Origin of the sequence: Cupriavidus sp. a3 (assembly GCF_051015765.1) — a bacterium.
Classification (GTDB): Bacteria; Pseudomonadota; Gammaproteobacteria; order Burkholderiales; family Burkholderiaceae; genus Cupriavidus; species Cupriavidus oxalaticus_A.
Genome location: NZ_CP170643.1, coordinates 4,251,583 through 4,264,009, shown reverse-complemented (window position 1 = coordinate 4,264,009; position 12,427 = coordinate 4,251,583). Strand labels below are relative to the sequence as shown.

The window sequence follows — 12,427 nt, the reverse complement described above, 5'->3', positions numbered from 1 at the left end:
ACCTTGCGGTCCGCCATTGCCGTGGTTTGCTTCGGAAGAAGACCTGCTTCAGGCCGACTTCGACAGGCACTCCTTCATGTACGCCTTGTATTCGTCGCCCTTCTTGCCCTTGCCTTCCTTGCTGCAGGCAGCCATCTTTTCCTGCTGGGTCTTGGGCGTGGCGTCCGGCTTGGCCGACAGGCATTGCTTCATAAACGCCTTGCGCTCGTCGCCCTTCTTGTCGCCGGCCTGCGTATTGCAGGTCTTCATCTTTTCCTGCTGCGCGGTGGGCGCCTTGGCGGCGTCCTTTGCCGGGGCGGCCGGTGCCGACGCCGACTGGGCGAAGGCCACGGATGCCAGCAGCGGGGTGACCAGCGCGCACATCGCGATCAGTTTCTTCATGCTCGCTCTCCTTGGTGTGGAAAACATCACGGCCGCACGGTGTCAGGGGCTCGTGGCGGCCTTGGAATGGGCTCGATGCCCATTACAGCACAAAACGGCAGACCGGACGTCGGCGTTGACGGCGGGGGAGGCCGCCGTTGTAAGCAATTGAAAACGCGTGCGCGGGCAATCAGCCCGCTCAGAGCAGGCGGCCCTGGCCGCGCGAGACCGCATCGGCCTGCATCGCGGCGCGCTGGCGGTCCATGAAATCGCGCAGCGTGTCGATGCCGCGCAGGCGCAGGATGGTGTTGCGCACGGCGGCCTCGACCAGCACGGCGAGGTTGCGGCCGGCCGCCACCTGGATCTTGACCATGTGGATCGGCAGGCCCAGCACGTCGAGGTATTGCGAATCGAGCGGCAGGCGCTCGAACTCGCCGTCGTTGCGGCGCACCAGCTGCACCACCAGCTTGATCTTCATCTTCCGCCGCACCGCGGTCTCGCCGAAGATGGTCTTGATGTCGAGCAGGCCAAGGCCGCGCACTTCGAGCAGGTTCTGCAGCAGCGGCGGGCAACGCCCCTCGATGAAGTCCGGCCCCAGCCGCACGAAGTCGACCGCGTCGTCAGCCACCAGGCCGTGGCCGCGCGAAATCAGTTCCAGGCCCAGTTCGCTCTTGCCCAGGCCCGATTCGCCCATGATCAGCACGCCCATGCCGAGGATGTCGAGGAACACTCCGTGCATGGTCACGCGCGGCGCGGAAATGCGCGACAGGTACAGCCGCAGGTGGTCGATCACCGCGGCCGACGACACCGGCGTGGTGAACAGCGGCGTGGAAGAGCGCGTACAGCGCAGCTCCAGGTCCGGCGGCGGCTCCATGCCGTCGGCCACCACCAGGAAAGGCGGCTCCAGCAGGATCAGCTCGCCCATCTGGCGCTTGCGGATATCGTCGTCCAGCCGCTGGTAGTAGGTGATCTCGGGCTTGCCGAGCACCTGGATGCGGTTGGGGTGGATCAGGTTCAGGTGGCCCACCAGGTCCGCGGCCGAGGTGGCTTCGCGGGCGAATTCCACGTCGAAGGCGCGGTCCGCACCTTCCAGGCCGGCGACCCATGAGAGTTTGAGGTCGGCTGCGTTGTCGTCGAAGATGGACTGGGAGGTGACGCCGGTGAGTTCCATGCGGGTATGACGTGTGGGGCGGTGTGCCAGGCGCTGTGCCTGTCCGGTCTGTGCCGGCCCGTTCAGGTCAATCGGTGAATCAGGGATGCCATTCGGTCAGCAACTGGTGCACGGCTTCGGAAGTGGGCAACGTCGCCAGTCCTTCGCGCATGTCGCGATCCGACAGCAGCTGCGCGATCTCGGACAGGATTTCCAGGTGCTGCTGCGTGGCCTGTTCCGGCACCAGCAGGAAAATCAGCAGCGATACCGGCTTGCCGTCGGGCGATTCGAACGGAATCGGTTCGGCCAGGCGCATGAAGGCGGCCAGCGGCTGCTTGAGCCCCTTGATGCGGCCGTGAGGGATCGCCACGCCGGCGCCAAGTCCGGTGGAGCCCAGTGACTCGCGCGCAAACAGGTTGTCCGTCACGGTGGCGCGCGCCACGCCATGGTTGTTCTCGAAGAGGAGCCCGGCCTGCTCGAACACACGCTTCTTGCTGGTGACGCTGACGTCGAGGGTGATGTTGCCGGGTGGCAGCAATTTGGCCAAACGATTCATGGGCGATGCGCAGGAGTTCAGTTAGCGGGCGGTTCCGCCGTTCCGCCGGGCAGTGTGTGGCTCAGGGGCTGCCGGTCGCCGGCAACGCCGAGGCGTCCGGCCATTATAGAGCAGCAGCCTCCCTGTGATTGTGCAGCGCAGCGCCGCCCGGTTGGCGTCCGCACCTTAACCGGGCGCGGGCAGGATGCGGCCCTGCATGTATGGCGCAGCATACACCCTGCCGCGGCCGTTGCGAACACTCCGTCTCAAACGGGTGACAGGCCCTTTGCGCAGGCGCCACAGCGCCGCAGGCGCAAAAAAGCCGCGCTACGCGCGGCTTGCCTGTTCAGTTTTGATTCAGCGGCCCTCTGCGGGGCCACCGGGCACGCTCATTGCTGCATCTGCGCTGCGGCCATCTGGTACTTGACCGCTTCGCGGTCGTGGCCTTGCACGCGGTCCTTGTAGCGCAGTACCTGACGGTCCAGCTTGTCGACTAGTGCGTCGATCGCTGCATACAGGTCTTCATGATGCGCTTCAACGAAGATGTCCTTGCCCCTGAGATGTAGATTGATTTCCGCATATTGCCGCCTGTCCTTTTCCTTGTGATTGTCGACAGAGAGCAGCACGCTAACGCCAATGACCTGATCGAAATGCCTGACGATTCGCTCCAGCTTCGTTTCCACGTACTCACGCAACGGCGGCGTGATGTCAAGGTGGTGTCCACTGATCTTGAAGTTCATAGCGCTTCTCCTTCTGAAAGAGCCTCACCAGGCAGGCGGTGGGCTCGGCTACAAAGACTTGCGGAGATTCACTGCGGGGATCTTCAGGGCTTCGCGATATTTGGCTACGGTGCGTCGTGCGACAACGAAGCCTTGCTCACCCAGCAGTTCGGCGATGCGACTGTCGGAAAGGGGATTCCTCGGGTCTTCGGCTCCTATCAGTTGCTTGATCAAGGCGCGGATGGCCGTTGATGAAGCCGCGCCACCGGTCTCGGTGGACACGTGGCTGCCGAAGAAGTACTTCAGTTCGAAAGTACCCATCGGCGTTGCCATGTATTTATTGGTCGTCACCCGGGAGATGGTTGACTCGTGTAATCCCAGTGTATCGGCAATCTCCCGCAAAACCAAGGGGCGCATGGCGATTTCGCCGTGCGTGAAAAAGTTCTTTTGACGCTCGACAATGGCCTGCGAGACACGCAGGATCGTGTCGAACCTTTGCTGGATATTCTTGATCAGCCAGCGCGCTTCCTGCAGTTTCTGCTGCAGGCCTGCGGTACCCGACTCGCCCTTGGCGCCGCGCAGGATCTGCGCGTACATGTCATTGATGCGCAGCCGCGGCATCACATCCGGATTGAGCTGCGCGATCCAGCCGCTGCCGCTCTTGCGCACGAACACATCGGGCACGACGAAGTCGGCTTCGGGGCGGCTGTATGCGTGGCCCGGGTAGGGTGCCAGCGAGCGGATCAGTTCATGCGCGGCCTTGAGTGCAGGCTCGTCTACCTGCAGCGCTTTTTTCAGGCGCGTGTAGTCGCGCACGGCCAGCAGCTCGAGGTGGTTATGCACGATGTTCAGCGCCAGCTCGCGCTGCGGATGCTGCAGCCGGCGCAATTGCAGGCCCAGGCACTCGGCCGCGTTGCGCGCGCCGACGCCCGGCGGGTCGAAGCTCTGCAGCAGCGTCAGCATCGCTTGTACTTCCTCGATCTCGAATTCGAGTTCTTCGGGCAGTTCGGCGCAGATCTCTTCGAGCGTCGCGCTCAGGTAGCCGTCGTCGTCGAGCGATTCGATCAGGAAGATGGCCAGGCCCTTGTCGCGCACCGAGATCTTCAGCGGCGTGAGCTGTTCCATCAGGTATTCGCGCAGCGTGGGCTCGGCCTCACGCAGCTGCATCGGCGTCTTCTCGTCTTCGTCGCCTTGCGGGCGGCGCGCGAAATCGTCGAGGCTCCAGTCGCCGCCATAGTCGTCGCCGCTGTTGCTGTCGCCGTAGCTGTCGTCATCGCCCGCGCCCTCGGCGCGCGCCTCGCCGTTGCCTTGCGGTTCGGCCGGTGCCGGCGCGGGCGCGCTCTGCAGGTTGACCGAGCCATCGGCGGCCACGCGCAGCGGGCTTTCGATCCAGTCGTTCTCGCGTTCGAGCAGGGGGTTTTCCGTGAGCGCCTGTTCGACTTCCTGCTGCAATTCCAGCGTCGAAAGCTGCAACAGCCTGATCGACTGCTGCAGTTGCGGCGTCAGTGCCAGGTGCTGGGAGAGGCGGAGCTGTAGCGACGGTTTCATGCGACCTATTTTATGCGCATCTTTCCGTTGTTGGAACGGAAATTGCTATCGATGTCGCGGCTTGATCGACGCCGGCAGTGGGCTGTCCCACATGCAGATGATGGGGGTGAAACCAGGCAGAATCAATGGCCTGCCGCCGCGGGCAGGCCAGTACATCACATGCGGAAGTTTTCGCCCAGGTAGACGCGCCGCACCGATTCGTTGGCGATGATCTCTTCGGGCCGCCCGGCGGCAAGCACGGTGCCTTCGCTGATGATGTACGCGTGGTCGCAGATGCCAAGCGTCTCGCGCACGTTGTGGTCGGTGATCAGCACGCCGATGTTGCGCGCCTTCAGGAAGCTGACGATGCGCTGGATCTCGCCCACTGCGATCGGGTCCACGCCGGCGAACGGTTCATCCAGCAGGATGAAGCGCGGCGACGATGCCAGCGCGCGCGCGATTTCCACGCGGCGGCGTTCGCCGCCCGACAGCGACAGCGCCGGGTTGTTGCGCAGGTGCGCGATCTGCAGGTCGTCGAGCAGCGCGTCGAGCCTGCGGTCGATCTCGGCCCTGGCCAGCGGCTTGCCGTTTTCCACCTGCAGCTCGAGCACGGCGCGGATGTTTTCCTCGACGTTGAGCTTGCGGAAGACCGATGCTTCCTGCGGCAGGTAAGACAGGCCCATGCGCGCGCGTTCGTGGATCGGCAGGCCGCTGATGTGGTCGCCGTCGAGCACGATATCGCCCTCGTCCAGGTTCACCAGCCCCACGATCATGTAGAACGAGGTGGTCTTGCCCGCGCCGTTGGGGCCGAGCAGGCCAACCACTTCGCCGCTCTTCACGTCCAGCGAGACATCCTTGACCACCGTGCGCGAGCCATAGCGCTTCTTCAGGTGGCGCACGACCAGCGTGCTGCCGCCTTCGAGGACGGCCGTGGCTTGGACGGAAGGCTTTTCGGCGATGGTGGCGGTATCGGTCATTGGCAGTCTGGCGTTCAGCGTTTCAGGCGGGGAGGCGGTCCTTGCAAGGCATCGGTCCCCGCGAGGCGTCAGGGTTTGTTGGCGGGCGCGGGCGCCGGCTTCAGGTCCAGCGGCGAGCCGCTGCCCGAACCCTGCGCATTCGGGTTCTGCCGCGGCGACAGCACCGCGCGCACGCGGCCCGACGGATTGGCGGCCGAGGTGTTGTCGCTGCCGCCGGCAGCGGTGTAAAACTCCTTGCGGCTGTCGTAGGTCAGCACCGCGCCGCGGATCTCGTCGAGCATCTTGGCGCCCTGCAGGCGCGCCATGCGCGCGTTGCCGATCAGCTTGGACAGCTCCTGCTTGCCGTCGTATTCGATGCGGTCGCCCCAGCCGTCGATGTATTCGTCGACGCCCTCGCGCTTCTGCCGGATATAGGCCTGCTTGCCAGCCTTGGCGGTGGCCACCGCGAACTGGTAGCCCTCGGGGTCGGTGCGCAGCTCGGCCGCATCCGACTTCAGGATCATCGTGCCCTTGGTCAGCACCACGTTGCCGGTCAGCGTATAGATCTGCTTGACGTCGTCGTAGCTGGCGTTGTCGGCCTCGAGCACCATCGGCTTGTCGCGGTCCGCGCGCTCGGCCAGCGCGGGCTGGGCCAGCAGCAGGCCGATGGCCATGGCCGTGGCGAGCAGGGCCGGGGCGGCGTGTCGGCGGGACGAAGTCGTCAGGGATGCAGTCATGTTGGCAGCGGTGGCTAGAGGGCGTGGTGGTGCGGGTTAGGCCGGGTTATGCGGGTTATGCGGGTTATGCGGGTCTTGCGGGGCAGGCAGGGCGCGCAGCGTTATTGCCGTTGCGCGGCGGCCGGCCGCGCGGGCCGGGTCAGCGTCCCGGCGTACGGCCCGGAGACGGCCCGGTGACGATGGTGCCGCGTACATTGCCGAGCAATTGTACTTCGCGGGTGACGTTGTTGAAGATCAGCCCGTTCGCGGTCATCACCGAGGGTCCGCGCGTCAGCTTTACCGGCTTGTCGGTCTTGACGATGTCGTCATTGACCAGCAGCTGGAAATAGCTCGACGCGGCGGTCAGCTGCGGATCCTTGGAGGCGTCGGCGCCCTGCTGGCGCAGCACATGGCCGTTGCCGTACAGGTCGATCACCGAGCCTTCGGCGTTCATGCGGCCAAGGTCGGCCCGTGCCGTCACCGGCGGACGGTCCGGTTCATAGGCGCGCAGCGCGGGGCGCGTGACCTCGTAGGTCTGGTCGTCCTCGAAGTGGACCATGCGTTCGCCGGTGAAGCGGATCTTGGTGCTGCCGTCCTGCGCCAGTTCCGTGGCCGAAAAACGGTCCATGAAATAGTCCGGCTCGTGCTTCTTGGTCGCCTGCGTGTCCTGGCTTTCCTTGGGCGAGTTGATCTGCACCAGCCAGAAGGTGCTGCCGGCGACGAAGGCCATCAGCAGCAGCGGCAGCAGGCGCATGACGATGCCGCTGAGGGAGGCGATGAGTGCCTGCATGGTGTGCTTGTTGGTGTGCTTGTCGGTGCTTCTCGCGCCCCGTTCAGATGACCTTGGCGCGGGTCAGGTCGTGGATATGCAGCGCACCGACCAGGCGCCCGTCGTCGTCGACCACCAGCAACTGGTTGATGCGGTTGGCTTCCATGACCTGCACCGCCTCGACGGCCAGCTGGCTCTGGTTGACCACATGCGGGTTGCGGTGCATGACCTCGCCGATGGGAACGGTCTTCCAGTCGCGCGGGGTTTCCAGCAGGCGGCGCAGGTCGCCGTCGGTGAAGACGCCGATGGCACGGCCGTCGGGATCGACCACAGCGGTCATGGCCATGCCCTTGCGCGTGATTTCCATCAGCGCCTGGGCCAGCGGGGTGTTTTCGCGGACTTCGGGCACCGCGTTGCCGGTGCGCATGACGTCGAGCACATGGGTCAGCAGCTTGCGGCCGAGCGCGCCGCCCGGGTGCGAGCGGGCGAAGTCTTCTTCGCCGAAGCCGCGCGCGTCCAGCACCGCCACCGCCAGCGCATCGCCCAGCGCCAGCGCGGCGGTGGTGCTTGCCGTTGGCGCCAGGTTGAGCGGGCAGGCTTCCTTTTCCACGCCCGCGTCGAGGTGCGCGTCGGCCAGCTTGGCGAGGTTCGACTCCGGGTTGCCGGTGACCGAGATCAGCCGCGCGCCGATGCGCTTGACGATCGGGATGATCGACAGCAACTCGCCGGTTTCGCCGGAATTGGAGAAGGCGATCAGCACGTCGTCGCGCGTGACCATGCCCAGGTCGCCGTGGCTGGCCTCGGCCGGATGCACGAAGAACGCGGGGGTGCCGGTGGAAGCGAGCGTCGCCGCCACCTTGCGCCCGATATGGCCGGACTTGCCGATACCGGAGACCACCACGCGCCCGCTGCATTGCAGGATCATCTGCACGGCACGGGCAAAGTCGTCGGTCAGGCGGCCGGAAAGTGCGGAAACCGCTTCGGCTTCGGTCTGGAGTGTGTCGCGGGCGAGCCTGAGTGCTCGATCCGCATCGAAATTGGCTATCATGGCGTCGAAGTATACCAACGAATGCGACGTCGCCCGGGGCTGCCTCGATGTGCCCCCGCGTGCCCGCCGCATCGACGCGCTTGCCAAGTTTCCCCGGCAGGGTGCCCGTGCCGGGTCGGGCGCGCGCCCGGCCGGTCACCCGACCATCCTGATGCACTCACCGCTGGAACTGACCCTGGTGCTGCTGGCCGCTGCCGTCTTCGGCGTGGTCGCTTTCCGCATGCTGCAGCTGCCGCCGATGCTCGGCTACCTGGCCGTCGGCATCCTGATCGGCCCGCATGCGCTGGGGCTGGCCAGCGATACCGCGCAGACCAAGTACCTGGCCGAGTTCGGCGTGGTGTTCCTGATGTTCTCGATCGGGCTGGAGTTCAGCCTGAGCAAGCTGCGGTCGATGAAGCGCCTGGTGTTCGGGCTGGGCGGCTCGCAGGTGGTGCTGTCGATGCTGGCGGTGGTGCCCGCCAGCTGGGCCTTCAACTGGCTGTTCCCGCTGTCGTGGCAGGCCTCGGTGGCGCTGGGCGGGGCGCTGGCAATGTCGTCCACGGCGATCGTCTCCAAGATGCTGTCCGAGCGCATGGAGCTGGAGAGCGAGCACGGCCGCAACATCATCAGCATCCTGCTGTTCCAGGACCTGGCGGTGGTGCCGCTGCTGATCGTGATCCCGGCGCTGTCGCGCGATCCCGGCGACCTGGTGATGGCTCTGGGGCTGGCCACGGTCAAGATCGTGGTGGCGCTGGGCGCGATCTTCTTCCTCGGCCAGCGCCTGATGAGCCGCTGGTTCCATATCGTGGCGGCGCGCCGGTCGCAGGAACTGTTCATGCTGAACCTGCTGCTGGTGACGCTGGGCATGGCGGCGCTGACCGAGCGGCTGGGGCTGTCGATGGCGCTGGGCGCGTTCATGGCCGGCATGCTGATCTCCGAGACGCCGTACCGGCACCAGGTGGAAGAAGACATCAAGCCGTTCCGCGACGTGCTGCTGGGGCTGTTCTTCGTCACCATCGGCATGCTGCTCAATATCCGCGTGGTGCTGGACCACTTGTGGCTGGTACTGGCGCTGCTGCTGGTACCGATCCTGTTCAAGCTGGTGCTGATCGCGGTGCTGGCGCGGGTGTTCGGCTCGCGCCAGGGGGTGGCGATCCGTACCGGGCTGGGACTGGCGCAGGCCGGCGAATTCGGTTTCGTGCTGCTGAACCAGATCGACGGCCTGAACCTGGTCGACCCGGTGCTGATCCAGGTGATCCTGGCCTCGATGCTGCTGTCGATGCTGGCCGCGCCGTTCCTGATCCAGTACAGCGACGCCATCGTGCTGCGCTTTGCCGCCAACGAATGGCTGATGCAGTCGCTGAACATGACCCGCATCGCCGCGCAGAGCCTGCAGACGGAAAAGCACGCCATCATCTGTGGCTTCGGCCGCAGCGGGCAGAACCTGGCGCACATGCTGGAGCGCGAGGGCATCACTTATGTCGCGCTCGACCTGGACCCCGACCGCGTGCGCGAAGCCGCCGCCGCCGGCGACACCGTGGTCTACGGCGACGCCGGCCGGCGCGAGGCGCTGATCGCCGCCGGCATCCACCGCGCTGCGGCACTGATCGTCACCTACGCCAACACGCCGTCGGCGCTCAAGGTGCTGCACCACGTGCAGGAGCTGGAGCCGGCGCTGCCGGTGATCGTGCGCACCGTCGACGATTCGGAGCTGGATGTCCTGCAAAAGGCCGGCGCCACCGAGGTGGTGCCCGAGATCATCGAGGGCAGCCTGATGCTGGCCTCGCACGCGCTGGTGCTGCTGGGCGTGCCGATGCGGCATGTGCTGCGCGGCGTGCAGGAGGCGCGCGACGCGCGCTACAGCCTGCTGCGCGGCTACTTCCACGGCCGTGACGACGAAGAAGACATGGTCGAGCGCGATTCGGTGCGGCTGCATTCCGTGTCGCTGGGGCCGCAGTCCACCGCGGTCGGGCGGCGCTTGGGCATGCTCGGGCTGGAGCGGATCGGCGTGGAGGTAACGGCGGTGCGCCGGCGCGGCATCCGCGCCTTCGACCCGGAGCCCGAGACCGTGCTGGAACCGGGCGATATCGTCGTGCTGCGCGGCCAGCCGGAAGCATTGGAAGCCGCCGAGATGCGGATCCTGAACGGCTAGTCGCCGCGCGGGGCGCGCATCAGTGGGAGAACGCCTGCCGTGGGCGCGCTTCCACCCAGGACTCCGGCAGGTCGTTCAGTACCGCGCGCGCGTCCAGCGAGCGGATCGGCACCGACTGGTCCGCCGGAATCCGTCCTTCGCCCTGCAGCTTCAGGTAGCGCAGGCAGCACACCCGCAGGAAAGAAGAGAAGTTGCCCGCTACCGCCTCGCTACCGCGGTGGGCGGTCAGCTCGTCATGCAGGCGTGTAATCAGCTGGTTGACGGTCATGCCGTCGCGCGTGGCCAGTTCTTCCAGCACTTCCCAGAACAGGCTCTCCAGGCGGATGCTGGTGGCCACGCCATGCAGCCGCAGCGACCGGGCCTGGGTCTGGTACGAGGCCGGATTGGCGCGGATAAAGATCTCACACATCGAAGCTCTCCGTGCTGCGCCGCAAGCGGCGCGCGGGTGCATGCGGCGCCGCACCGCGATGGCGCGGCGCCGCGTGGCGGAAGGCTCTAATGTACGATCCGCGTGCCCAGCACCGCAAGGAACTGCGCCAGCCACGCCGGGTGCGCGGGCCAGGCCGGCGCGGTGACCAGCTTGCCGTCGGTATGCGCCTGGTCGACCGGGATATCGACATAGGTGCCGCCGGCCAGCTTCACTTCCGGCGCGCACGCCGGGTAGGCCGAGCAGCCCTTGCCTTCCAGCACGCCGGCGGCGGCCAGCAGCTGGGCGCCGTGGCAGACCGCGGCGATCGGCTTGTCCGCCTGGGCGAAGTGGCGCACGATCTCCAGCACGTGGGCGTTCAGGCGCAGGTATTCGGGGGCGCGGCCGCCGGGGATCACCAGCGCGTCGTACGCGGCCGGGTCGATCTCGGCGAAGCTGGCATTCAGCGTGAAATTGTGGCCGCGCTTTTCGGTGTAGGTCTGGTCGCCCTCGAAGTCGTGGATCGCCGTGGCGCAGGCGGCGCCTGCCTTCTTGTCGGGACAGACGGCGTGGACGGTATGGCCGACCATCTGCAGTGCCTGGAACGGCACCATGGTCTCGTAGTCTTCGGCGTAGTCGCCGACCAGCATCAGTATCTTCTTCGCCATCGCGGTCTCCTGTATGGTTACGGGTGTCCGGCGGCAGCCGGCAGGGCCATTGTGCTGGCCGGCCCGGCGGAGCGGGTGGTAGCCCGTTACCGCAGCCGGCGCGGGCATCTTTCACCGGCGCGCCAGGCGTGCTCCTGTGCTCCTGTTTTTTTCCAGACCCTATGGCAGATTCCATCATCCAGTCTCCCGACCTCGGCGACGTCACCGGCTACCTGCGCGACCGCATCCGGACCGTGCCGGACTGGCCCATGCCGGGCGTGATGTTCCGCGACATCACGCCGCTGTTGCAGGACCCCAAGACGCTGCGCGTGCTGATCGATGTCTTCGTGCACCGCTACATGGACGCCGAGCTGGACCTCGTCGCCGGCATCGACGCGCGCGGCTTTATCCTGGGCGCGATCGTCGCCTACGAGCTGAACCTGGGCTTCGTGCCGATCCGCAAGAAGGGCAAGCTGCCGTTCCAGACGGTGGCCGAGGAATACGAGCTGGAGTACGGCAGCGCGACCGTCGAGATCCATGCCGATGCCTGCAAGGCCGGCGACCGCGTGCTGCTGGTCGACGACCTGATCGCCACCGGCGGCACCATGATGGCGGGGCGCAAGCTGCTGGAGCGGCTGGGCGCCACGGTAGTGGAGGGTGCCGCCATTGTCGACCTGCCGGAACTGGGCGGCTCGAAGCTGCTGCAGGGCGGCGGGCTGCCGCTGTTCACGGTGTGCCGCTTCGACGGGCACTGATACTCGCTCACTGACAGGACCTCACTGACGGAAAGACCGGAGATCGTATGCCAGACCTGCTGCTGTTTCTGCTGACCTCGGTCGCGGTCACCGTCGCGCCCGGCCCCGACAACCTGCAGGTGCTCGCGCGCGGCATGGCGCAGGGGCGGCGCGCGGGGCTGGTGGCGGCGCTGGGCTTCTCGGTCGGCTGCCTGTTCCATACCGTGATCGCGGCGGTCGGGCTGGCGGCGGTGTTGCGCTCTTCGCCGCTGGCGTTCCAGCTGATCAAGTATGCCGGCGCCGCCTACCTGATCTGGATCGGCATCCAGGCGCTGCGCGCCAGGGGCGGGCTGGCGCAGGGCCGCGACGTCGACGCGGTGCCGCTGGGCCGCGTGTTCCGCCAGAGCGTGCTCGGCAACATGATGAACCCCAAGGTGACGCTGTTCTTCCTGGTGTTCCTGCCGCAGTTCGTGCGCGCCGATGCCGCGCATCCCGGGCTGCAGTTCCTGCTGCTGGGCGTGGTCTTCATGCTGCAGACCGCGGTGGTGTTCTCCCTGTTCGGCCTGTGCGCGGGCTGGCTGGGGGCATGGCTGCGGCGCCGTCCGGCCACGGGGCGCTGGCTCGACCGCGCCGCGGGGGCGATCTTCGTCGGGCTGGGAATCAAGGTCGCGCTGCCCTGAGCGCGGCCGCGGACGTGCCGCGGCATGTGTTGCCGGTTGCCCGCACCCC

The 12,427-nt window shown here is 66.6% G+C and carries 14 protein-coding genes; 3 read left to right on the top strand and 11 right to left on the bottom strand.

Annotated features, from left to right (window positions below; translation table 11 throughout):
* Positions 1-48: 48 nt before the first annotated feature.
* From ACAD63_RS20290 to ACAD63_RS20250, 9 genes are all read right to left on the bottom strand, one after another.
* The gene (locus ACAD63_RS20290; protein WP_133093640.1) at positions 49-381 is read right to left on the bottom strand and encodes a PsiF family protein; all 333 of its coding nucleotides are present in this window, start codon (positions 379-381) and stop codon (positions 49-51) included.
* Positions 382-559: 178 nt separating this feature from the next.
* Positions 560-1,531, bottom strand: coding sequence for an HPr(Ser) kinase/phosphatase (gene hprK, locus ACAD63_RS20285; RefSeq protein WP_063236682.1), 972 nt, complete (start codon positions 1,529-1,531; stop codon positions 560-562).
* Between the two features lie 79 nt (positions 1,532-1,610).
* Positions 1,611-2,066 (bottom strand): PTS IIA-like nitrogen regulatory protein PtsN, encoded by a 456-nt coding sequence (gene ptsN, locus ACAD63_RS20280; protein ID WP_029046777.1) that lies wholly within the window; start codon positions 2,064-2,066, stop codon positions 1,611-1,613.
* 368 nt (positions 2,067-2,434) lie between these two features.
* A complete protein-coding gene (hpf, locus tag ACAD63_RS20275; RefSeq protein WP_029046778.1) occupies positions 2,435-2,785 on the bottom strand; it encodes a ribosome hibernation-promoting factor, HPF/YfiA family in 351 nt (116 codons plus the stop codon).
* Between the two features lie 48 nt (positions 2,786-2,833).
* Positions 2,834-4,312 (bottom strand): RNA polymerase factor sigma-54, encoded by a 1,479-nt coding sequence (locus tag ACAD63_RS20270; protein WP_133093641.1) that lies wholly within the window; start codon positions 4,310-4,312, stop codon positions 2,834-2,836.
* 155 nt (positions 4,313-4,467) lie between these two features.
* Positions 4,468-5,268: an LPS export ABC transporter ATP-binding protein gene (gene lptB, locus ACAD63_RS20265; protein WP_133093642.1), complete on the bottom strand. Its 801-nt coding sequence runs from the start codon at positions 5,266-5,268 to the stop codon at positions 4,468-4,470.
* A 68-nt stretch (positions 5,269-5,336) separates the two neighbouring features.
* Positions 5,337-5,984: a lipopolysaccharide transport periplasmic protein LptA gene (gene lptA / locus ACAD63_RS20260; protein ID WP_133093643.1), complete on the bottom strand. Its 648-nt coding sequence runs from the start codon at positions 5,982-5,984 to the stop codon at positions 5,337-5,339.
* 139 nt (positions 5,985-6,123) lie between these two features.
* Positions 6,124-6,753, bottom strand: a complete 630-nt coding sequence (gene lptC, locus ACAD63_RS20255) for an LPS export ABC transporter periplasmic protein LptC (protein WP_135704364.1) — start codon at positions 6,751-6,753, stop codon at positions 6,124-6,126.
* Between the two features lie 43 nt (positions 6,754-6,796).
* Positions 6,797-7,780: a KpsF/GutQ family sugar-phosphate isomerase gene (locus ACAD63_RS20250; protein ID WP_135704366.1), complete on the bottom strand. Its 984-nt coding sequence runs from the start codon at positions 7,778-7,780 to the stop codon at positions 6,797-6,799.
* Positions 7,781-7,931: 151 nt separating this feature from the next.
* Between ACAD63_RS20250 and ACAD63_RS20245 the strand changes: the two genes are divergently transcribed.
* The gene (locus ACAD63_RS20245) at positions 7,932-9,911 is read left to right on the top strand and encodes a monovalent cation:proton antiporter family protein (RefSeq protein ID WP_133094198.1); all 1,980 of its coding nucleotides are present in this window, start codon (positions 7,932-7,934) and stop codon (positions 9,909-9,911) included.
* Between the two features lie 19 nt (positions 9,912-9,930).
* Here ACAD63_RS20245 and ACAD63_RS20240 read toward each other — a convergent pair whose 3' ends face one another.
* Entirely contained in the window at positions 9,931-10,320 is a 390-nt protein-coding gene (locus ACAD63_RS20240; protein ID WP_133093646.1) for a ribbon-helix-helix domain-containing protein, read from the bottom strand.
* Between the two features lie 86 nt (positions 10,321-10,406).
* Entirely contained in the window at positions 10,407-10,985 is a 579-nt protein-coding gene (locus ACAD63_RS20235; protein ID WP_135704368.1) for a DJ-1/PfpI family protein, read from the bottom strand.
* Positions 10,986-11,146: 161 nt separating this feature from the next.
* On the opposite strand from ACAD63_RS20235, the gene ACAD63_RS20230 reads away from it, so the two are divergent.
* A complete protein-coding gene (locus ACAD63_RS20230; protein WP_133093647.1) occupies positions 11,147-11,719 on the top strand; it encodes an adenine phosphoribosyltransferase in 573 nt (190 codons plus the stop codon).
* A gap of 47 nt (positions 11,720-11,766) precedes the next feature.
* Entirely contained in the window at positions 11,767-12,378 is a 612-nt protein-coding gene (locus tag ACAD63_RS20225; protein ID WP_434033205.1) for a LysE family translocator, read from the top strand.
* Positions 12,379-12,427: the final 49 nt, after the last annotated feature.

Excerpts from the sequence above, each read along its gene's own strand:
- ACAD63_RS20290 (WP_133093640.1), bottom strand. The coding sequence starts at position 381 with ATGAAGAAACTGATCGCGATGTGCGCGCTGGTCACCCCGCTGCTGGCA.
- hprK (WP_063236682.1), bottom strand. The coding sequence starts at position 1,531 with ATGGAACTCACCGGCGTCACCTCCCAGTCCATCTTCGACGACAACGCA.
- ptsN (WP_029046777.1), bottom strand. The coding sequence starts at position 2,066 with ATGAATCGTTTGGCCAAATTGCTGCCACCCGGCAACATCACCCTCGAC.
- hpf (WP_029046778.1), bottom strand. The coding sequence starts at position 2,785 with ATGAACTTCAAGATCAGTGGACACCACCTTGACATCACGCCGCCGTTG.
- ACAD63_RS20270 (WP_133093641.1), bottom strand. The coding sequence starts at position 4,312 with ATGAAACCGTCGCTACAGCTCCGCCTCTCCCAGCACCTGGCACTGACG.
- lptB (WP_133093642.1), bottom strand. The coding sequence starts at position 5,268 with ATGACCGATACCGCCACCATCGCCGAAAAGCCTTCCGTCCAAGCCACG.
- lptA (WP_133093643.1), bottom strand. The coding sequence starts at position 5,984 with ATGACTGCATCCCTGACGACTTCGTCCCGCCGACACGCCGCCCCGGCC.
- lptC (WP_135704364.1), bottom strand. The coding sequence starts at position 6,753 with ATGCAGGCACTCATCGCCTCCCTCAGCGGCATCGTCATGCGCCTGCTG.
- ACAD63_RS20250 (WP_135704366.1), bottom strand. The coding sequence starts at position 7,780 with ATGATAGCCAATTTCGATGCGGATCGAGCACTCAGGCTCGCCCGCGAC.
- ACAD63_RS20245 (WP_133094198.1), top strand. The coding sequence starts at position 7,932 with ATGCACTCACCGCTGGAACTGACCCTGGTGCTGCTGGCCGCTGCCGTC.
- ACAD63_RS20240 (WP_133093646.1), bottom strand. The coding sequence starts at position 10,320 with ATGTGTGAGATCTTTATCCGCGCCAATCCGGCCTCGTACCAGACCCAG.
- ACAD63_RS20235 (WP_135704368.1), bottom strand. The coding sequence starts at position 10,985 with ATGGCGAAGAAGATACTGATGCTGGTCGGCGACTACGCCGAAGACTAC.
- ACAD63_RS20230 (WP_133093647.1), top strand. The coding sequence starts at position 11,147 with ATGGCAGATTCCATCATCCAGTCTCCCGACCTCGGCGACGTCACCGGC.
- ACAD63_RS20225 (WP_434033205.1), top strand. The coding sequence starts at position 11,767 with ATGCCAGACCTGCTGCTGTTTCTGCTGACCTCGGTCGCGGTCACCGTC.